Source organism: Streptomyces sp. NPDC053474 (assembly GCF_044544845.1).
Classification (GTDB): Bacteria; Actinomycetota; Actinomycetes; order Streptomycetales; family Streptomycetaceae; genus Streptomyces.
This window is the reverse complement of sequence record NZ_JBITXV010000005.1, coordinates 351,977-366,688: the sequence shown is the minus strand read 5'-3', so window position 1 is coordinate 366,688 and position 14,712 is coordinate 351,977. Positions and strand designations below refer to the sequence as shown.

At 70.2% G+C, this 14,712-nt stretch carries 16 protein-coding genes; 4 read left to right on the top strand and 12 right to left on the bottom strand.

Going from position 1 to position 14,712, the window contains the following annotated elements; all coding sequences use genetic code 11:
- Nucleotide 1 precedes the first annotated feature (1 nt).
- Both ACIG3E_RS14470 and ACIG3E_RS14465 read right to left on the bottom strand, forming a co-directional pair.
- Nucleotides 2–2,404 (bottom strand): HAD-IC family P-type ATPase, encoded by a 2,403-nt coding sequence (locus tag ACIG3E_RS14470; RefSeq protein WP_399615477.1) that lies wholly within the window; start codon nt 2,402–2,404, stop codon nt 2–4.
- Nucleotides 2,405–2,485: 81 nt separating this feature from the next.
- Complete coding sequence (locus ACIG3E_RS14465; protein WP_399615475.1) at nt 2,486–2,761, bottom strand: DUF2530 domain-containing protein; 276 nt, start codon at nt 2,759–2,761, stop codon at nt 2,486–2,488.
- 203 nt (nt 2,762–2,964) lie between these two features.
- Here ACIG3E_RS14465 and ACIG3E_RS14460 point away from each other — a divergent pair, with 203 nt between their 5' ends.
- Nucleotides 2,965–4,413 carry an NCS2 family permease gene (locus ACIG3E_RS14460; RefSeq protein ID WP_399615473.1) on the top strand — a complete coding sequence of 483 codons (1,449 nt, stop codon included), beginning with the start codon at nt 2,965–2,967 and terminating at the stop codon, nt 4,411–4,413.
- 116 nt (nt 4,414–4,529) lie between these two features.
- On the opposite strand, the gene ACIG3E_RS14455 is transcribed toward ACIG3E_RS14460, so the two are convergent.
- Complete coding sequence (locus ACIG3E_RS14455) at nt 4,530–4,706, bottom strand: ribbon-helix-helix protein, CopG family (RefSeq protein WP_242719343.1); 177 nt, start codon at nt 4,704–4,706, stop codon at nt 4,530–4,532.
- Between the two features lie 166 nt (nt 4,707–4,872).
- Between ACIG3E_RS14455 and ACIG3E_RS14450 the strand changes: the two genes are divergently transcribed.
- Together ACIG3E_RS14450 and ACIG3E_RS14445 are read left to right on the top strand one after the other, a co-directional pair.
- A complete protein-coding gene (locus tag ACIG3E_RS14450) occupies nt 4,873–5,310 on the top strand; it encodes a MarR family winged helix-turn-helix transcriptional regulator (RefSeq protein WP_138960366.1) in 438 nt (145 codons plus the stop codon).
- Between the two features lie 86 nt (nt 5,311–5,396).
- Entirely contained in the window at nt 5,397–6,743 is a 1,347-nt protein-coding gene (locus ACIG3E_RS14445) for an MFS transporter (RefSeq protein ID WP_399615470.1), read from the top strand.
- Nucleotides 6,744–6,792: 49 nt separating this feature from the next.
- Here the strand turns inward: ACIG3E_RS14445 and ACIG3E_RS14440 are convergent, their stop codons facing one another.
- Nucleotides 6,793–7,332, bottom strand: a complete 540-nt coding sequence (locus tag ACIG3E_RS14440) for a GNAT family N-acetyltransferase (protein ID WP_399615467.1) — start codon at nt 7,330–7,332, stop codon at nt 6,793–6,795.
- Nucleotides 7,333–7,349: 17 nt separating this feature from the next.
- Between ACIG3E_RS14440 and thpR the strand changes: the two genes are divergently transcribed.
- Nucleotides 7,350–7,919 (top strand): RNA 2',3'-cyclic phosphodiesterase, encoded by a 570-nt coding sequence (gene thpR, locus ACIG3E_RS14435; RefSeq protein WP_399615465.1) that lies wholly within the window; start codon nt 7,350–7,352, stop codon nt 7,917–7,919.
- A 97-nt stretch (nt 7,920–8,016) separates the two neighbouring features.
- Here thpR and ACIG3E_RS14430 read toward each other — a convergent pair whose 3' ends face one another.
- The 8 genes from ACIG3E_RS14430 to ACIG3E_RS14395 all read right to left on the bottom strand — a co-directional run bounded on the left by ACIG3E_RS14430 (nt 8,017) and on the right by ACIG3E_RS14395 (nt 14,533).
- Nucleotides 8,017–8,364: a hypothetical protein gene (locus ACIG3E_RS14430; RefSeq protein ID WP_399615463.1), complete on the bottom strand. Its 348-nt coding sequence runs from the start codon at nt 8,362–8,364 to the stop codon at nt 8,017–8,019.
- Between the two features lie 26 nt (nt 8,365–8,390).
- Entirely contained in the window at nt 8,391–9,299 is a 909-nt protein-coding gene (locus tag ACIG3E_RS14425; RefSeq protein ID WP_399615461.1) for a radical SAM protein, read from the bottom strand.
- 316 nt (nt 9,300–9,615) lie between these two features.
- The gene (locus ACIG3E_RS14420; protein WP_399615459.1) at nt 9,616–9,822 is read right to left on the bottom strand and encodes a hypothetical protein; all 207 of its coding nucleotides are present in this window, start codon (nt 9,820–9,822) and stop codon (nt 9,616–9,618) included.
- A gap of 310 nt (nt 9,823–10,132) precedes the next feature.
- Nucleotides 10,133–11,311: a helix-turn-helix domain-containing protein gene (locus ACIG3E_RS14415; protein ID WP_399615457.1), complete on the bottom strand. Its 1,179-nt coding sequence runs from the start codon at nt 11,309–11,311 to the stop codon at nt 10,133–10,135.
- A gap of 225 nt (nt 11,312–11,536) precedes the next feature.
- Complete coding sequence (locus tag ACIG3E_RS14410; protein WP_399615456.1) at nt 11,537–11,944, bottom strand: hypothetical protein; 408 nt, start codon at nt 11,942–11,944, stop codon at nt 11,537–11,539.
- A 415-nt stretch (nt 11,945–12,359) separates the two neighbouring features.
- A complete protein-coding gene (locus ACIG3E_RS14405) occupies nt 12,360–13,352 on the bottom strand; it encodes an aldo/keto reductase (protein ID WP_399615454.1) in 993 nt (330 codons plus the stop codon).
- Between the two features lie 59 nt (nt 13,353–13,411).
- Nucleotides 13,412–13,999, bottom strand: coding sequence for a Uma2 family endonuclease (locus ACIG3E_RS14400; protein ID WP_399615452.1), 588 nt, complete (start codon nt 13,997–13,999; stop codon nt 13,412–13,414).
- A gap of 66 nt (nt 14,000–14,065) precedes the next feature.
- Nucleotides 14,066–14,533, bottom strand: coding sequence for a MarR family winged helix-turn-helix transcriptional regulator (locus tag ACIG3E_RS14395; RefSeq protein WP_399615820.1), 468 nt, complete (start codon nt 14,531–14,533; stop codon nt 14,066–14,068).
- Nucleotides 14,534–14,712 lie beyond the last annotated feature (179 nt).

The window sequence follows — 14,712 nt, the reverse complement described above, 5'->3', positions numbered from 1 at the left end:
GTTACGCCGCGAAGCGGCGGTCGACCCAGCGGAAGGCGAACTCCGTCGCCGCCGAGGCGACCGCCGCGATCGCGACCGCCGCCCACGGCATCGTCGTACCGACCAGCTTCAGGGCGAAGAAGTCCTGGAGGTAGGGGATGGTCAGGACCAGCAGGAAGCCCAGGCCCATGGCCGCCACCAGGCAGATCCGCCACCAGGTGTACGGACGGGCGATGATGGCCAGGACCCACAGCGAGACCAGGAAGAGCGTGAGCGTGGCCGCGCTGGTCTCGGCCTCGCGGGCGCCGTCGCCCACGTAGTGGTGGCGGGCCAGCAGATACGTGGCGAAGGTGGAGAGGGCCGCGATGATGCCGCCGGGCAGCGCGTAGCGCATGACTCTGCGGACGAAGTGCGGCTTGGCGCGCTCCTTGTTGGGGGCGAGCGCCAGGAAGAAGGCCGGGACGCCGATCGTCAGGGTGGACAGGAGCGTCAGGTGGCGGGGCAGGAACAGGTACTCGACCTGGGAGCAGACCACCAGCAGGGCGATGACGACCGAGTAGACCGTCTTGACGAGGAAGAGCGTCGCCACGCGCGTGATGTTGCCGATGACCCGGCGGCCCTCCGCCACCACTGAGGGCAGCGTCGCGAAGCTGTTGTTGAGCAGGACGATCTGGGCCACCGCCCTCGTGGCCTCCGAGCCCGAGCCCATGGACACGCCGATGTCCGCGTCCTTGAGGGCCAGGACGTCGTTCACGCCGTCGCCCGTCATGGCGACCGTGTGGCCCTTGGACTGGAGCGCGCCCACCATGTCCCGCTTCTGCTGCGGGGTCACGCGGCCGAAGACGGAGTTGGCGTCCAGGGCCTCGGCCATCTCGTCCCGGTCGGTGGGCAGCTGCCGGGCGTCCACCGTGTTCTCGGCGCCGGGCAGGCCCAGTTTGCCCGCGACCGCGCCCACGGAGACCGCGTTGTCACCGGAGATGACCTTGGCCTGGACGTCCTGCTCCGCGAAGTAGCGCAGGGTGTCGGCGGCGTCGGGCCGCAGCCGCTGCTCCAGGACGACCAGGGCCGTGGGGCGCGCCCCCGCGGCGAGGTCGGGGGCGTCCAGGTCGCCCGCGGCGCGGGCGAGGAGCAGCACGCGCAGGCCCTGGTGGTTGAGGTCCTCGACCTCGTCGAGCGCCGGGTCCCCGGCGGGAAGCAGGACGTCGGGCGCGCCGAGCAGCCAGGTCGAGCTCTCGCCGTCGCTCTCGCTGAAGCTGGCGCCGCTGTACTTGCGGGCGGAGGAAAACGGCAGCGACTCGGTGCAGCGCCACTCCTCGCTGTCGGGGTAGGCGTCGATGATGGCCTGGAGGGAGGCATTCGGGCGCGGGTCCGACTCGCCGAGGGCGCCGAGGACCTTGCGTACGTAGGTCTCGTCGGAGCCGTTCAGGGGGCGCAGCTCGGTGACGTCCATGCCGCCCTCGGTGAGCGTGCCCGTCTTGTCGAGGCAGACGGTGTCCACGCGCGCGAGGCCCTCGATGGCCGGGAGCTCCTGCACGAGGCACTGCTGGCGGCCGAGGCGGATGACGCCGATCGCGAAGGCCACGGAGGTGAGGAGGACCAGGCCTTCGGGGATCATCGGGACGATGCCGCCGACCGTGTACGCGATCGACTCCTTGAAGTTGTCGTCCTTGACGACGAGCTGGGAGATGACCAGGCCGATCGAGGTCGGGATCATCAGCCACGTCACGTACTTGAGGATCGTGGAGATGCCGGTGCGCAGCTCGGAGTGGACGAGGGTGAAGCGGCTCGCCTCCTCGGCGAGCTGGGCGGCGTAGGCCTCGCGGCCCACCTTGGTCGCCGTGAAGGCGCCGCCGCCCGCGACCACGAACGAGCCGGACATGAGCTTGTCGCCGGGCTTCTTCAGGACCGGGTCGGCCTCGCCGGTCAGCAGGGACTCGTCGACTTCGAGGCTGTCGGACTCGACCGTCTCGCCGTCCACGACGATCTTGTCGCCGGGGCCCAGCTCCACCAGGTCGCCGAGGACGATCTCGGAGGTGGAGATCTCGGCGGCCACGCCGTCGCGCCGGACCGTCGGTTTGGCCTCGCCGATGACGGCGAGCCCGTCGAGGGTCTTCTTGGCGCGCAGCTCCTGGATGATGCCGATGCCGGTGTTCGCGACGATCACGAAGCCGAAGAGGCTGTCCTGGATCGGCGCGACGAACAGCATGATCGCCCAGAGCACGCCGATGATCGCGTTGAAGCGCGTGAAGACGTTGGCCCGGACGATCTCAGCGGTGGAGCGGCTGCTGCGGACCGGTACGTCGTTGACCTCGCCGCGGGCGACCCGCTCGGCCACCTCCGCCGCGCTGAGGCCGGTGGCGCGTCCTGTCGGCGGTGGCACCGGGTGGACCGGGTCGAGCTCGGCGCCCGCGTCGATATGCGTCATGCCTTCGACGGTAAGGGGGGATCAGGGGCTTCACCCCTTGAATGTCTGAAAGATCCGACCTCGGTAGGAGGGGGTTTGCCCTCAGGTCGCATCCCGTACTGCGGCGGTACGAGAAGCCTCCGCCCGCTTGATGGCCGCCTCGCGCCCCCGCACGTACCAGATGCCGATCAGGCCGAGGCCGCCGCCCGCGAGGCAGGTCCACACCCACCAGGTGGCGTCGCGGTCGTCGAACCAGCCGTAGAACGGCAGCTGGACCAGGAAGAGGACGAACCAGAGGATCGTGCCGCCGGTGATGGTGGCGACGACGGGCCCTTCCAGGGGCTCCGGCGCCTCGTGCTTGGGTGTCCACTTCGCCATGCCCTCAGCTTAGACGGGGCCCTCACCGGCCCGGAGCGCGCTCCGGGACCCCTTGTGCCCCAAGGCTCTACGCGCGGAGATAGCCATTTCACGCTCATGTATTCATACTGAAACGGCTTCTTAATGGCCAGTTGCTTTCGTATGAAGATACAAAAACGCGCAAGCTCGGCTTATCCCGTTCAACAGAGGTCATGAGGTCCCGCATGTCCCCCTCGGCCACCGCCCCGGTCGACGCCAAGCAGCCGCCCCCGAACCCCCCGCAGGGCGGGCTCGACGGGTTCTTCAAGATCTCGGAGCGGGGCTCGACCCTGGCGCGGGAAGTGCGCGGCGGCTTCGCCACCTTCTTCGCGATGGCGTACATCATCGTGCTCAACCCGATCATCCTGGGCAGCGCGAAGGACATGTACGGCCACCAGCTGGACAACAAGCAGCTGGTCACCGCCACCGTGCTCACCGCCGCGTTCACCACGCTGCTCATGGGCGTCATCGGCAACGTCCCGATCGCGCTCGCGGCCGGGCTCGGCGTGAACACCGTGGTGGCGCTCCAGCTCGCGCCCCGCATGTCCTGGCCGGACGCCATGGGCATGGTGGTGCTCGCGGGCTTCGTGGTGATGCTGCTCGTCGCCACCGGCCTTCGGGAGCGGGTGATGAGCGCGGTGCCGCTCGGCCTGCGCAAGGGCATCGCGATCGGCATCGGCCTGTTCATCATGCTGATCGGCCTGGTCGACGCGGGCTTCGTCTCGCGCATCCCGGACGCCGCCCACACCACCGTGCCGCTCCAGCTCGGCGGCGACGGCCACCTCAACGGCTGGCCGGTGCTCGTCTTCGTCCTCGGCGTGCTGCTCACCCTCGCGCTCCTGGTGCGCAAGGTGCCGGGCGCGATCCTGCTCTCGATCGTCGTGATGACGGTCCTCGCCATGATCATCCACGCGGTCGCCGACGTGCCCTCCTGGGGTCTGACGACCCCCGAGTGGCCCGGCAACCCGGTCGCGACGCCGGACTTCGGGCTCGTCGGCGAGATCAGCCTGTTCGGCGGCTTCGAGAAGGTCGGCGTCCTCACCGGCGTCCTGTTCGTCTTCACCGTGCTGCTCTCGTGCTTCTTCGACGCGATGGGCACGATCATGGGCATCGGCGACGAGGCCCACCTCACCGACGACAAGGGGAACTTCCCCGGCATCAACAAGGTCCTGTTCGTCGACGGCATCGCCGTCGCGGCGGGCGGCGCCTCGTCCTCCTCGGCCACCACGTGCTTCGTGGAGTCCACGGCGGGTGTCGGCGAGGGTGCCCGCACCGGCTTCGCCAACGTCGTCACCGGCGGCCTGTTCACCGTGGCGCTCTTCCTCACCCCGCTCGCCACGATGGTGCCCTCGCAGGCGGCGACGCCCGCGCTGCTCGCGGTCGGCTTCCTGATCCTGTCGGGCTCCATCGGGCAGATCGACTGGAGCGACTACACGATCGCGATTCCGGCGTTCGTGACGATGCTGATGATGCCGTTCACGTACTCGATCACGAATGGCATCGGCATGGGGTTCATCACCTTCGCCGTGCTGCGGCTCGCGGCGGGGCGGGGGCGGGAGGTGCCCGTCGCGATGTACGTGGTCTCGGCGGTGTTCGCCTTCTACTACCTGATGCCCGCGCTTGACCTTACGTAGGTGCTTGTCTGCCGGTCCGTTGTGGCTGGTCGCGCAGTTCCCCGCGCCCCTTTGGGGCGCCCCCTCTGAGGCCGCGTGCCGTGTCCGGGTCCCGAGTCCGGGCGCGGGGCGCGGCCTCAGGCGTAGAACCTCTCTGTTTCCTCGACGGACGACTTGAACCGCTCGTCGAAGTCATCACGGATGAGCGTCCGGACCACATAGTCCTGGACGCTCATTCCCCTTTTGGCGGCATGCTTGCGGAGCCGGTCGAGCAGCTCGCTGTCCATCCGCAGGCTGAGCACTATCGATGCCATGCCCGCCAGGGTCGCCGCCCCCGGACGGGCGGTCGTGACTTTCCGAATCCGACTCACTCGTTCGGGTGATGAAAGGGTTCCGTGTCCCGGTTCCTGGGCAGGTCCCGCTTCCCGTGTGCGTTTATGCGGTGGTACTTAGCCTGAGTAATGAGTTACTCTAAAGACCATGCCGGACCTCTCCCATGGCGACGACGCCGCCGCCGTGAATTCACTGCGCTCCGCCGTGATGCGCCTCTCCCGTCGACTCAAGCACCAGCGGGTCGACGAGTCGCTGAGCCCGACCGAGATGTCGGTGCTCGGCACCCTCGCCCGCTGTGGCAACGCCACCCCGGGCGAGCTCGCCCGCAAGGAGCACGTGCAGCCGCCGTCGATGACCCGCATCGTCGCGCTGCTCGAAGCCAAGGGTCTGGTGCGGCTCGAACCGCACCCCGACGACCGCCGCCAGAAGGTGGTCACCCAGACCGAGCAGGCCGAGACCATGCTCGAGGAGAGCCGCAGAAAGCGGAACGCGTGGCTCGCGCGGCTCACCGAGGAGCTCGACGACGACGAGTGGGCGAAGCTCCGCGACGCCGCGCCCGTGCTGGAGAAGCTGGCCCACCTGTGACCGACTGACCACCGGCACGGCCTCCTCGGGGGCCGTGCCCCTCAGGGCCCCACCCGGGCCCGGACCGCCAAAGGAGGCGAACTCTTTTGAGTACGGGATCCGGAGCAGACTCCGCCCCCGCACCAACCACCCTCGACCCCACCGCCCGCTCCAAGACCTCCATGTTCAGCTCGCTGCGGATCCGGAACTACCGGCTCTTCGCGGCCGGGGCCGTCGTGTCGAACACCGGCACCTGGATGGCCCGCATCACCCAGGACTGGCTGGTCCTCAGCCTCACCGGGTCCTCCGCGGCCGTCGGCATCACGACGGCCATGCAGTTCCTGCCGATGCTGCTCTTCGGCCTGTACGGCGGTGTGATCGCCGACCGGTTCGCCAAGCGGAACCTGCTCTTCGTCACCCAGGGGGCCATGGGTCTCGGCGGCCTGTTCCTGGCCGCGATGACCCTCACGGGCCACGTCCAGGTCTGGCACGTCTATGTGACGGCCTTCTTCACCGGCCTCGTCACCGTCGTCGACAACCCCACCCGCCAGTCCTTCGTCTCCGAGCTGGTCGGCCCGGACCAGGTGCGCAACGCCGTCAGCCTGAACTCGGCCAACTTCCAGTCCGCCCGCCTCATCGGCCCCGCCGTCGCGGGCGTCGTCACCGCCGCCGTCGGACCCGGCTGGGCGTTCCTCGCCAACGGCCTGTCCTTCCTGGCGCCGATCGCCGGTCTGCTGCTCATGCGCACCGGCGAGCTGACCCGCAGCCCGCTCGCCCCGCGCCGCGGCAAGGGCCAGCTGCGCGAGGGCCTGGCCCATGTGCGCGCGCACCCGGAGCTGATCTGGCCCATCGTCCTGATCGGGTTCATCGGCACGTTCGGCTTCAACTTCCCGATCTGGCTGAGCGCGTACGCCGACGACGTCTTCCACGGCGGCTCCGGCATGTACGCGGCGTTCACCACGCTGATGGCGGCCGGTTCGCTGATCGGCGCGCTGCTCGCCGCCCGGCGCCGGACGTCCCGGCTGCGGATGCTCACCGCCACGGCGGGCCTCTTCGGCGTCGCCCTGATCGCCGTGGCCGCCGTGCCGAACGCGTACGTCTTCGCGGCGCTGCTCATCCCCGTCGGCGCGATCGGCCTGACCGTCAACGTCACCGCGAACTCCTCGGTGCAGATGGCCACCGACCCCGAGATGCGGGGCCGCGTGATGAGCCTGTTCATGATGGTGTTCGTCGGCGGCACCCCCTTCGGCGGGCCGCTCTTCGGCTGGCTCACCGACACCTACGGCGTCCGCGTGAGCTTCGCGCTCGGCGGGCTCGTCGTCGCGGTGGCCTCGCTCGGCGTCGGCCTCGGCCTGGCGCGCGCGGCCAACCTGCGCCTGAAGGTGGATCTGCGCCGGGGCCGCCAGCACGTGCGCTTCGTGCCGCGCGAGGTGGCCCTGGCCCCGGCGGCGTGATCCGGCCCCCGAGCCCCGGTCCCGTACGCGGGCCGGGGCCGGGCCGCGCTCAGACCCGCATGGCGAGGACCTGGCCCGGCCAGGTGCCGTCCTTCGCCGTGAAGGTCTCCGTACGGACGAAACCGTTGCTCTCGTAGTACGCGACGAGCCTGCCGCCGTTGCCCGCGTAGCAGTCGACCCGCAGCAGGGACACGCCCTGCGCGCGGGTCTCGGCCGCGGCGTGGGCCAGGAGCGTCCTGCCCACGCCCCGGCCCGCGAAGCGCCTGGCGGTGGCGAGGTAGTGCACGTACCGCTCGGGCTCGTCGACCGGCGCCACGTAGCCGGTGGGGCCGTCGGTGAGCATCAGCATGCCCGCGGGCTCCCCGTCCACCTCGGCGATCCACGGCGTGCCCGTGGCGAGGTACTTCTCCACGGACTCCACCACCCGCGGATTCGTCGACAGCGGCTCGGTGCCCCACTGCTTCGTGTACCCCTGCGCCACCAGCCACTCGGCGGCGCTGTCGAGCAGGCCGAGGAACACGGGGACGTCCTCCGCGCCGCCCGTGCGTATGCGTATGGGGCCGGTGTGATCTGTGCTGTTGCTGTCCATCAGGGCAGGCTAGCCGCATGAGACTCTTCGTGGCGGTGCTGCCCCCGGAGCCCGTGGTGGCCGAACTCGCCGAACGCGTGGACGACTTGCGGCGGCTGCCCGGCGCGGGGGCGCTGCGCTGGACCGAGCGTGCCGGGTGGCATCTGACGCTGGCCTTCTTCGGCGAGGTCGACGACGCGGTCCTGCCCGACCTCGGCGCGCGGCTCGGGCGGGCGGCCGGGCGCACCGCGCCGTTCGCGCTCGCGCTGCGCGGGGGTGGGCGGTTCGGGGACCGGGCGCTGTGGGCGGGGGTGGCCGGGGAGGTCGCCGCGCTTCGGCTGCTCGCGGGGCGGGTGGCTGCGGCGGGGCGCAGGGCCGGGGCCGGGCCCGGCGGGGACGCGGGGCGGGGCTTTCATCCCCACCTCACCCTGGCGCGGGGGCGGGGGGAGGTGGGGCTGCGGCCGTTCGTGGAGGGGCTCGGGGGGTTCTCGGGGGCCGGGTGGGAGGTGGGGGAGGTGGTGCTCGTACGCAGCCACTTGCCCCGGGCCGGGCTGCGGGGGGCTCGCCCCCGCTACGAGCCCCTGACCACCTGGCCCCTCCCCACCTGAGCCCCGGCCCCTCCCGCGCCGAGCCCCGGCCCCTCCGGTGCTGCCCCGGCGGCCTGGTGCGGCCCCGGCCTGGCGGAACAGGGAGGGCCCGTGCCGGTCACTGCTGAATGTGTTCGGAGCTGTCCAAGGAACGAAGCTGAGCCAGCCGCTGCTGGTACAGGGGTCCGGCCACGTGCGCGGCTCGCGCCTCGCTCGGCGCCGACTGCTCAATGAGGTGGTGGGCCACAGCCTTGAGGTGTGCCGCCCACGCCAACACGTGTTGCTGAGCCGTCCGCCCGCACTCCTGCGGCTCGCCAGGGAGACACAGCGGGAGATCAGGGCCGACCTTGTTCGCGGCGTGCCGGATGTACCCAGCGATGGTGGCCCATTCCTCTTCGCTCCGCTGCACGGCACCGACGGGGGTTTCCGTGCCCCACTTGCTGAAGTCGTCGCCGTGGTCGTCCATTTGTGCGCTCCTGCGGTTCCGGAGGGTCAAGTGGGTGCGCCGATCGTAGCCGCCTCCGCCACGGCGTCGGCCTCCCTCGGATCGCAGTGCCCCACGGAGGGGACACACGGTCCGCAGGGCCCGCACATGGGGAGGAACTGAGGCGGTGTGCACGACTGCGCACCTTCCCCGTGCACGGCGGTAATCTCGGCTGCCACCGTGGTCATCTGTTCGCCACCCCAGATGTCGGCGAGCGGCGTTCGGAGCACGTTGCCGATGGCCAGGAACCGCCCCAGCACGCACGGCCACACGTCCCCGGCAGGACCGATGGCGCACTTCTCGTGGGCACAGTGCCCGCACAGGTCGGCGATCGTCGGTGTGGCCCCGTTGCTGGCCCGGCCGAATGCCCGCGTACGGTCCCCGCCGACCGTTTCCACCCCCAGCGCCACCAGGTCGCCCGCCGCTTCCTGCACGCGCTGACCTTGGTTCACGGCAACGACGCCGCCCCTCAGCGGGATACCGAGGCTGAGCGCTTTGGCGACGTTCGCGCGGGTCCGCTTGTGGGAGTCCCGGAGCCGGGTCACCTGGTCGTGCTCGGCGGCCGTGTCCGAGTAGTACGACGTGGCGAGCTTGACCCCGCACTCCTTGAACGTCTCCCACAGATGGCCCCGGATGCGGGTCAAGTTGGAGAACACCTCGACCGACAACCCTGCCCCGTGGGCGTGCGTGATCAGTTCCCGCAGGTGCGGGTACAAGGTCGGTTCGCCGCCGATGAACTGGACGTCCTCGGCGCCCATGGCTGCCACCTGGTCGATGGTGCGTGTCCAGTCCTGCACAGTCATCGTGCCGTGTGTCCCCTTGGGGGACGAGTCGGCGTAGCAGTGATCGCAGAACTCGTTGCAGAGTCCCGTCACCTCTAACCACGCGAATTTCAGCGAGTTCTGGGCAGCGCTCATCTGGAGACTCCTTGCGGATGGGATGAGAGATTGCGCTCCGCCTTGGGGCGCGAGTACGTCCTGGCGCTGGATCAGGTGGCCCGTTGGCGCCCTGATGTGCGGCAGCGTCGGCAGGGGAAGGGGCAGGCTGGAAGTTCGCGTGCCCGGCCCTGTGGAATGTGGACGACGCCGGAGCGCCGATCCAGCGCGCCGCCGAACTGGTCCCACCAGCCGGGCGGTGACTCCGCGTACGGGCCTGTGGGGTCGTCGATGAGGCCCATCGACTCTGAGGGCAGCGAGAGGTGATCAGCACGCTTGTGGGGGCGTGCAAGGGCAGTCACTGCCGCACCACTTTCAGGAGCAAGGCGCGGAGTTCATCAAGGTCGCTGGCGGGACCGAACGTGTCCGTTTCCCACAGTTCCCCATCCCTCAGCGAAACCAGCGTGACCGTGCCCATGGGGCCGACCCACGCGAGCGCTTCCCCGATCCGGCCGTCTGAGTCCTTGACCAGGTCGCCCGGCGCGGGCACCCACGGGACGATCACGGCAGTGACCCAACAGGGCGCGTCCACACACGCGCCTGCCACGCCTCGTCGTCAGTCGGCTCGCGCAGTCGGTCACGCGGGGCCGTCCACTCGATCCCTCCACCAGGAGGTACGAGGTGCACGTTCCCCTCGTGCAATCTGCGAACTTCTCCGATGCGGCTGTCCGCCGTGTCCACCGCGTACGTTCCCGTGGTGGGGTCCCATTCGTCAGTCATGGATTCTCGCCGTCCCCTCGCGTTGTCTCTGCAACGACCATCGGACGGCAACGCCCACCAAACAATGGGGAGTTTGGGGGGCGCCTGAGTGAAACTCACATATCCGCAGGTAGGCGTACCGCGTCGGCCAGTTCTCGGATCTCAGGGGTCAACCGCCTACGCTGGCGCACCACCTTGCCGAGGATGTCTCGCGCGAAGCGCTGGTTCGGCAGCCATTCGGGGGAGTTATTCCGGATCTCGGTCAGTTTCTCGATGGCCCGCCCGTAGTTCCGTAGCTCCACCTCGGCGTTCGCCACATCAAGCAGGTGACGGTTCCAGTTGTTCGACGTGGGGCGACGACCGCCCATGGGAACGAGGGCGGACAGTCTTAGCACTTCATCCGGGCGCTGCACGACGGAAGCGTTCTCGGCTCGCTTCAAGGCCACGGTGGTCGGCCCGAACGCCCGGAGGAAGTCGCCGCCGGGCGCGTGCTCTCGCCCCAGGGCCACAGCGGCGGCATGCGCCAAGCGGAGCGCGTCATCAGCGTCCCCTGGACGCTCGTCCCGCACGCTGGCGGCAGACAGCCGCAGCAGCGCCCAACCCCACGCGCTCAACTCATCCGGCGTCGCTCGGGACATGCGGGGCTCAAGCTCGTCGGCCCACCGGACAGCCAGCTCGCGGGCCGCTGACAGGCGTCCTTGGCGGAGGAGCAGCCAGCACTGGGTGGTGACCGTGGCGGCTCCCTCCAGTCTGTCGGCGGACCCGTCCAACGCGCGTGACAAGGCCACCTCCGCGGCCTCGAACTGGCGGGTCTGGACCATGAGCCACCCAGCGAGCTGCAAGAGCCGCACCCGGACGCTCCGGCCTTCTGCGCCCAGTAGTTCCGCCTCGCGAAGCAGCGGCGGCAGCACGGTGGAAAGTTCCGTGAACTGGTCCCCTGAGAACAGCGGCGTCATGTCCCGTACGAGGGTCTGAACACCCGCCACGGTCGGTGGTACGTCATCCGGGCCCAACACCGGCGCCGGACCCATGAGAACGGACCGCACGCCCGCCCAGCGCTCCACGGTGTCAGCATCCGGATCACCGGCCTCTGCCCGGTCGCCCTGTAGATAGCTCGTGGTCGTGCGCAGGGGAGCGGCCAGCTTTCGTAGCGTTTCCAGACGAGGCGTGCCGCATCGGCCTTGCTCCAGGTTCTCGACGGTCCGGAACGACACCCCGGATGCCTGGGCGAGCTCGCGCTGCGTGAGATCAGCGCGCTTGCGGAGTTCCCTCAACCGATCCCCGACACTGCTCATGGTTCGCAGCGTACGCCGAGGCGCTACGGCAGGGCTGCGGGGCGCTCGGCCCCGCTACGAGCCCCCGACCACCTGGCCCCTCCCCACCGCCCCCGTGCCACCCCAGCGGCCTGGCCGGACCCCGACCTGGCGGCTCGCGCGTTGTCCTTCGTCTGCCGCGCTGCGCCCCGGAGGAGCAGCGCTGTGGTGGGCGCTGCCGTTCGTCGAGGAGGCCGGAGGGGCCCGTTACCGTACCTCTGCCGTGATCTTCCACGGCACGACGACGAGGGGGCAGGTGCGACCGGGGTCGGCGCGGCAGTGGCGCACCGCGGTGATCGTGCTGACGCCGGGGCTTTCGGCGTGGAAGACGGCCTGGGCACCACCGTTCGGTGTCGTGCTGCCTGAGGTCCGCCGCAGCACCAGGGGGACGCTGGACACCGGAATGCTCCAGGTGTAGGTGAGCCCGTTGGCGCGGTAGCTGGAGAGCCTTACCTCGACGTCGTCACCGAGATCCAGGATGACGTTCCGGCCGTCGTCCGCGTTCGTCAGCGTCACCCGGGTGGCTGCCGCAGCCGGACTCGCCGCAGCCGGACTCGCCGCAGCCAGGGCGAGCCCTACGGCCAGAGGGACGGCAGCGTACTTCGATGTCTTCATGTTCTCCCCAAGGGTCCTCGGACCAGGCCGAACGGGCTTGGTCTTCAAGAGCCAACTTGGCCCGCACAAGGGGTGGATATGTGAGCATGAGTCGCAAACTGCCCGATCGGATGACGGCGTCGGGCCGTGACCAGGACGTCTACGCCCGACCGGGGCGGGGCTGGGGCGCCCCGTGGGGGATCTGCCGGGGCGGTTACGCTCGATGGCGTGGATCCCAAGACCAGGAACCGGATCATGGCCGGTGTGCTCGTGTTGATGTTCGTCGTGGTGGCGCTGGCGGCGGCAGCCGGAAAGTAGCTGCCCCCGCCGGGCGACGCGCGTACGACGGGCGTGGAGCGGGCCGGGCCCCAGGCGGACCCCGGCCCCGGCCCGGCCCCGGTGTAGCCCAGCCGAGCCCCAGCCCCGCAGCCCGGTGCTACCAGGCGAAGGCCTCTGGGGACGGGCCCGGGCCCGGGAAGATTTCGTCGAGGGATGTGCGGAGCTCCGCGCTCAGGTCGAGGTCGACCGCGCGGAGGGCCGACGTGAGCTGCTCGGCCGTGCGCGGCCCGACGATCGGCCCGGTGACGCCGGGGCGGGTGAGCAGCCACGCCAGGGCCACCTCGCCGGGGGCGAGGCCGTGCTTGTCGAGCAGGTCCTCGTAGGCCTGGATCCGCGCCCGCACGGCAGTGTCGGCCAGCGCCTCCGCGGCCCGGCCCTCGGCCCGCCGCCCGCCGCTGACCTCCTTCTTCAGGATGCCGCCGAGCAGACCGCCGTGCAGCGGCGACCAGGGGATGACGCCGAGGCCGTACTCCCGCGCGGCGGGGACGACCTCCATCTCGGCGCGCCGCTCCGCGAGGTTGTACAGGCACTGCTCGCTGACGAGGCCGTAGCTGCCGAGGCGGCGCGCGGTCTCGTTGGCCTGGGCGATCTTGTAGCCGGGGAAGTTGCTCGACCCCGCGTACAGGATCTTGCCCTGCTGTACGAGGACGTCGATGGCCTGCCAGATCTCCTCGAACGGGGTGTTCCGGTCGATGTGGTGGAACTGGTAGACGTCGATGTGGTCGGTCTGGAGGCGCCGGAGCGAGGCCTCGACGGAGCGGCGGATGTTGACGGCCGAGAGGAGGTCGTGGTTGGGCCAGGGCGGGGTCCCGTCATCGGCCATGTTCGCGTACACCTTCGTGGCGAGCACGACCTTGTCGCGGCGCCCGCCGCCCCGGGCGAACCAGCTGCCGATGATCTCCTCGGTGCGGCCCTTGTTCGCACCCCAGCCGTACACGTTGGCGGTGTCGAAGAAGTTGATCCCCGCGTCGAGCGCGGCGTCCATGATGGCGTGGCTGTCGGCTTCGTCCGTCTGCGGCCCGAAGTTCATGGTCCCGAGCGTGAGTCGGCTGACCTTGAGTCCCGTGCGTCCCAGCTGTGTGTACTTCATGGGGTCCAAGCCAACGGCTTGAAGTGGGCTCTAAGCAAGGGGTCCGGGGGAGCCGGGGGTCAGTCGCGGGGGAAGTCGGCGGTCTTGAGGACGAGGTCGACGACCGTGCCGGTCAGGTCGACCTCGTCACCGAAGTCGGACTTGGACACGGCCTGGTACTCGCCGTTCTTGGGGTTGCTGTAGACGTGGCAGCGGCCTTGGTACGGATCAGCGATGAGGTAGACGGGTACACCGGCCTCGGCATAGGTGGTCTTCTTCGGGCCGTAGTCGTTCCGCCCGGTGCCTCGGGAGATGACCTCCGCGACGAACTCCACGTCCTCGTAGCGCCAGCGCCCTTCCGCGTCCGGCTTCGCTCCGTCGCGGAACCTCGCCACGTCCGGGCAGAAGCCGTTCTGGTAGCCGGGGAAGTCGATGCGTACGTCCGTCATCACCAGTGCGTCACGGCCGAACCTGTCGTCCAGTGCGTAGAGGATCCTCCGGATGATCTGCCAGTGCACATTGCGCTGCGGCACCATGGCGACTGCCCCCTCGACAACCTCTGCCTTGATTCCCTCGGGGACCATCCGCTCGATCAGCTCGAACCACTGGTCCAGGCTCTCGGCGTTGTAGTCGGCCATGTCGATCCTGTCGTTCTCTACGACGGACATCGTGGCTCCTCCCCGGCCCCCGGTCGTGGGCAGCCGCGCAGTACAACGATACGCACGGAGACCCGGTCACGCCCCGCCCAGCCACCCCGCCGCGTCCAGGCGGAACGCCTCCGCCGGAACGACCGCGCGCAAGTCGTCCTCCAGGGCGCGTACGCGGTCGGGGCCCAGGGCGCGCGCCCACTCGGCGCGCAGCTCGTCGAAGACCGCCGCCGAGCGGGCCAGGGCGTCCAGGCCGTGCGGGGTGAGGCGGACCAGTTTGCGGCGGGCGTCGGCGGGATCGGCGGCGCGCTCGGCGTAGCCGAGGGCGATGAGGCGGTCGACGGTCTTGCCCGCGGCCTGCTTGGAGACGCCGAGGCGGCGCCCGACGTCGCTGGCCGTGGCCCCGGCGGCGCCGATCGCCTGCATCGCGAAGCCGTACGCGGGGCGGACGTCCGGGTGGCCCTGGCGGGCGAGTTCGGCGTGCAGGCGGTCGATCAGGGTGCGGAACCCCGCGAAGAGCAGCAGGGGCAGCTCATAGCCGGGGGTCTCCCGCACGGGCCCCTTTTTGTCGGCCTTCCCGCGGCCCGTCCCGTCGGTCTTTCCGTGGTCTGCCCTGTCGGCCTTTCCGCGGCCCGCTCCGCCGGTCTTGCCGCGGCTCGTCCCGTCGGTCTTTCCGTGGTCTGCCCCGTTGGTCTTTCCGTCGGCCGTCCCGTCGGTTTTCCGGCCGCCCGCCT

Coding starts and splice junctions, on each gene's coding strand:
- ACIG3E_RS14470 (WP_399615477.1), bottom strand. CDS start 2,404: ATGACGCATATCGACGCGGGCGCCGAGCTCGACCCGGTCCACCCGGTG.
- ACIG3E_RS14465 (WP_399615475.1), bottom strand. CDS start 2,761: ATGGCGAAGTGGACACCCAAGCACGAGGCGCCGGAGCCCCTGGAAGGG.
- ACIG3E_RS14460 (WP_399615473.1), top strand. CDS start 2,965: ATGTCCCCCTCGGCCACCGCCCCGGTCGACGCCAAGCAGCCGCCCCCG.
- ACIG3E_RS14455 (WP_242719343.1), bottom strand. CDS start 4,706: ATGGCATCGATAGTGCTCAGCCTGCGGATGGACAGCGAGCTGCTCGAC.
- ACIG3E_RS14450 (WP_138960366.1), top strand. CDS start 4,873: ATGCCGGACCTCTCCCATGGCGACGACGCCGCCGCCGTGAATTCACTG.
- ACIG3E_RS14440 (WP_399615467.1), bottom strand. CDS start 7,332: ATGGACAGCAACAGCACAGATCACACCGGCCCCATACGCATACGCACG.
- thpR (WP_399615465.1), top strand. CDS start 7,350: ATGAGACTCTTCGTGGCGGTGCTGCCCCCGGAGCCCGTGGTGGCCGAA.
- ACIG3E_RS14430 (WP_399615463.1), bottom strand. CDS start 8,364: ATGGACGACCACGGCGACGACTTCAGCAAGTGGGGCACGGAAACCCCC.
- ACIG3E_RS14425 (WP_399615461.1), bottom strand. CDS start 9,299: ATGAGCGCTGCCCAGAACTCGCTGAAATTCGCGTGGTTAGAGGTGACG.
- ACIG3E_RS14415 (WP_399615457.1), bottom strand. CDS start 11,311: ATGAGCAGTGTCGGGGATCGGTTGAGGGAACTCCGCAAGCGCGCTGAT.
- ACIG3E_RS14410 (WP_399615456.1), bottom strand. CDS start 11,944: ATGAAGACATCGAAGTACGCTGCCGTCCCTCTGGCCGTAGGGCTCGCC.
- ACIG3E_RS14405 (WP_399615454.1), bottom strand. CDS start 13,352: ATGAAGTACACACAGCTGGGACGCACGGGACTCAAGGTCAGCCGACTC.
- ACIG3E_RS14400 (WP_399615452.1), bottom strand. CDS start 13,999: ATGTCCGTCGTAGAGAACGACAGGATCGACATGGCCGACTACAACGCC.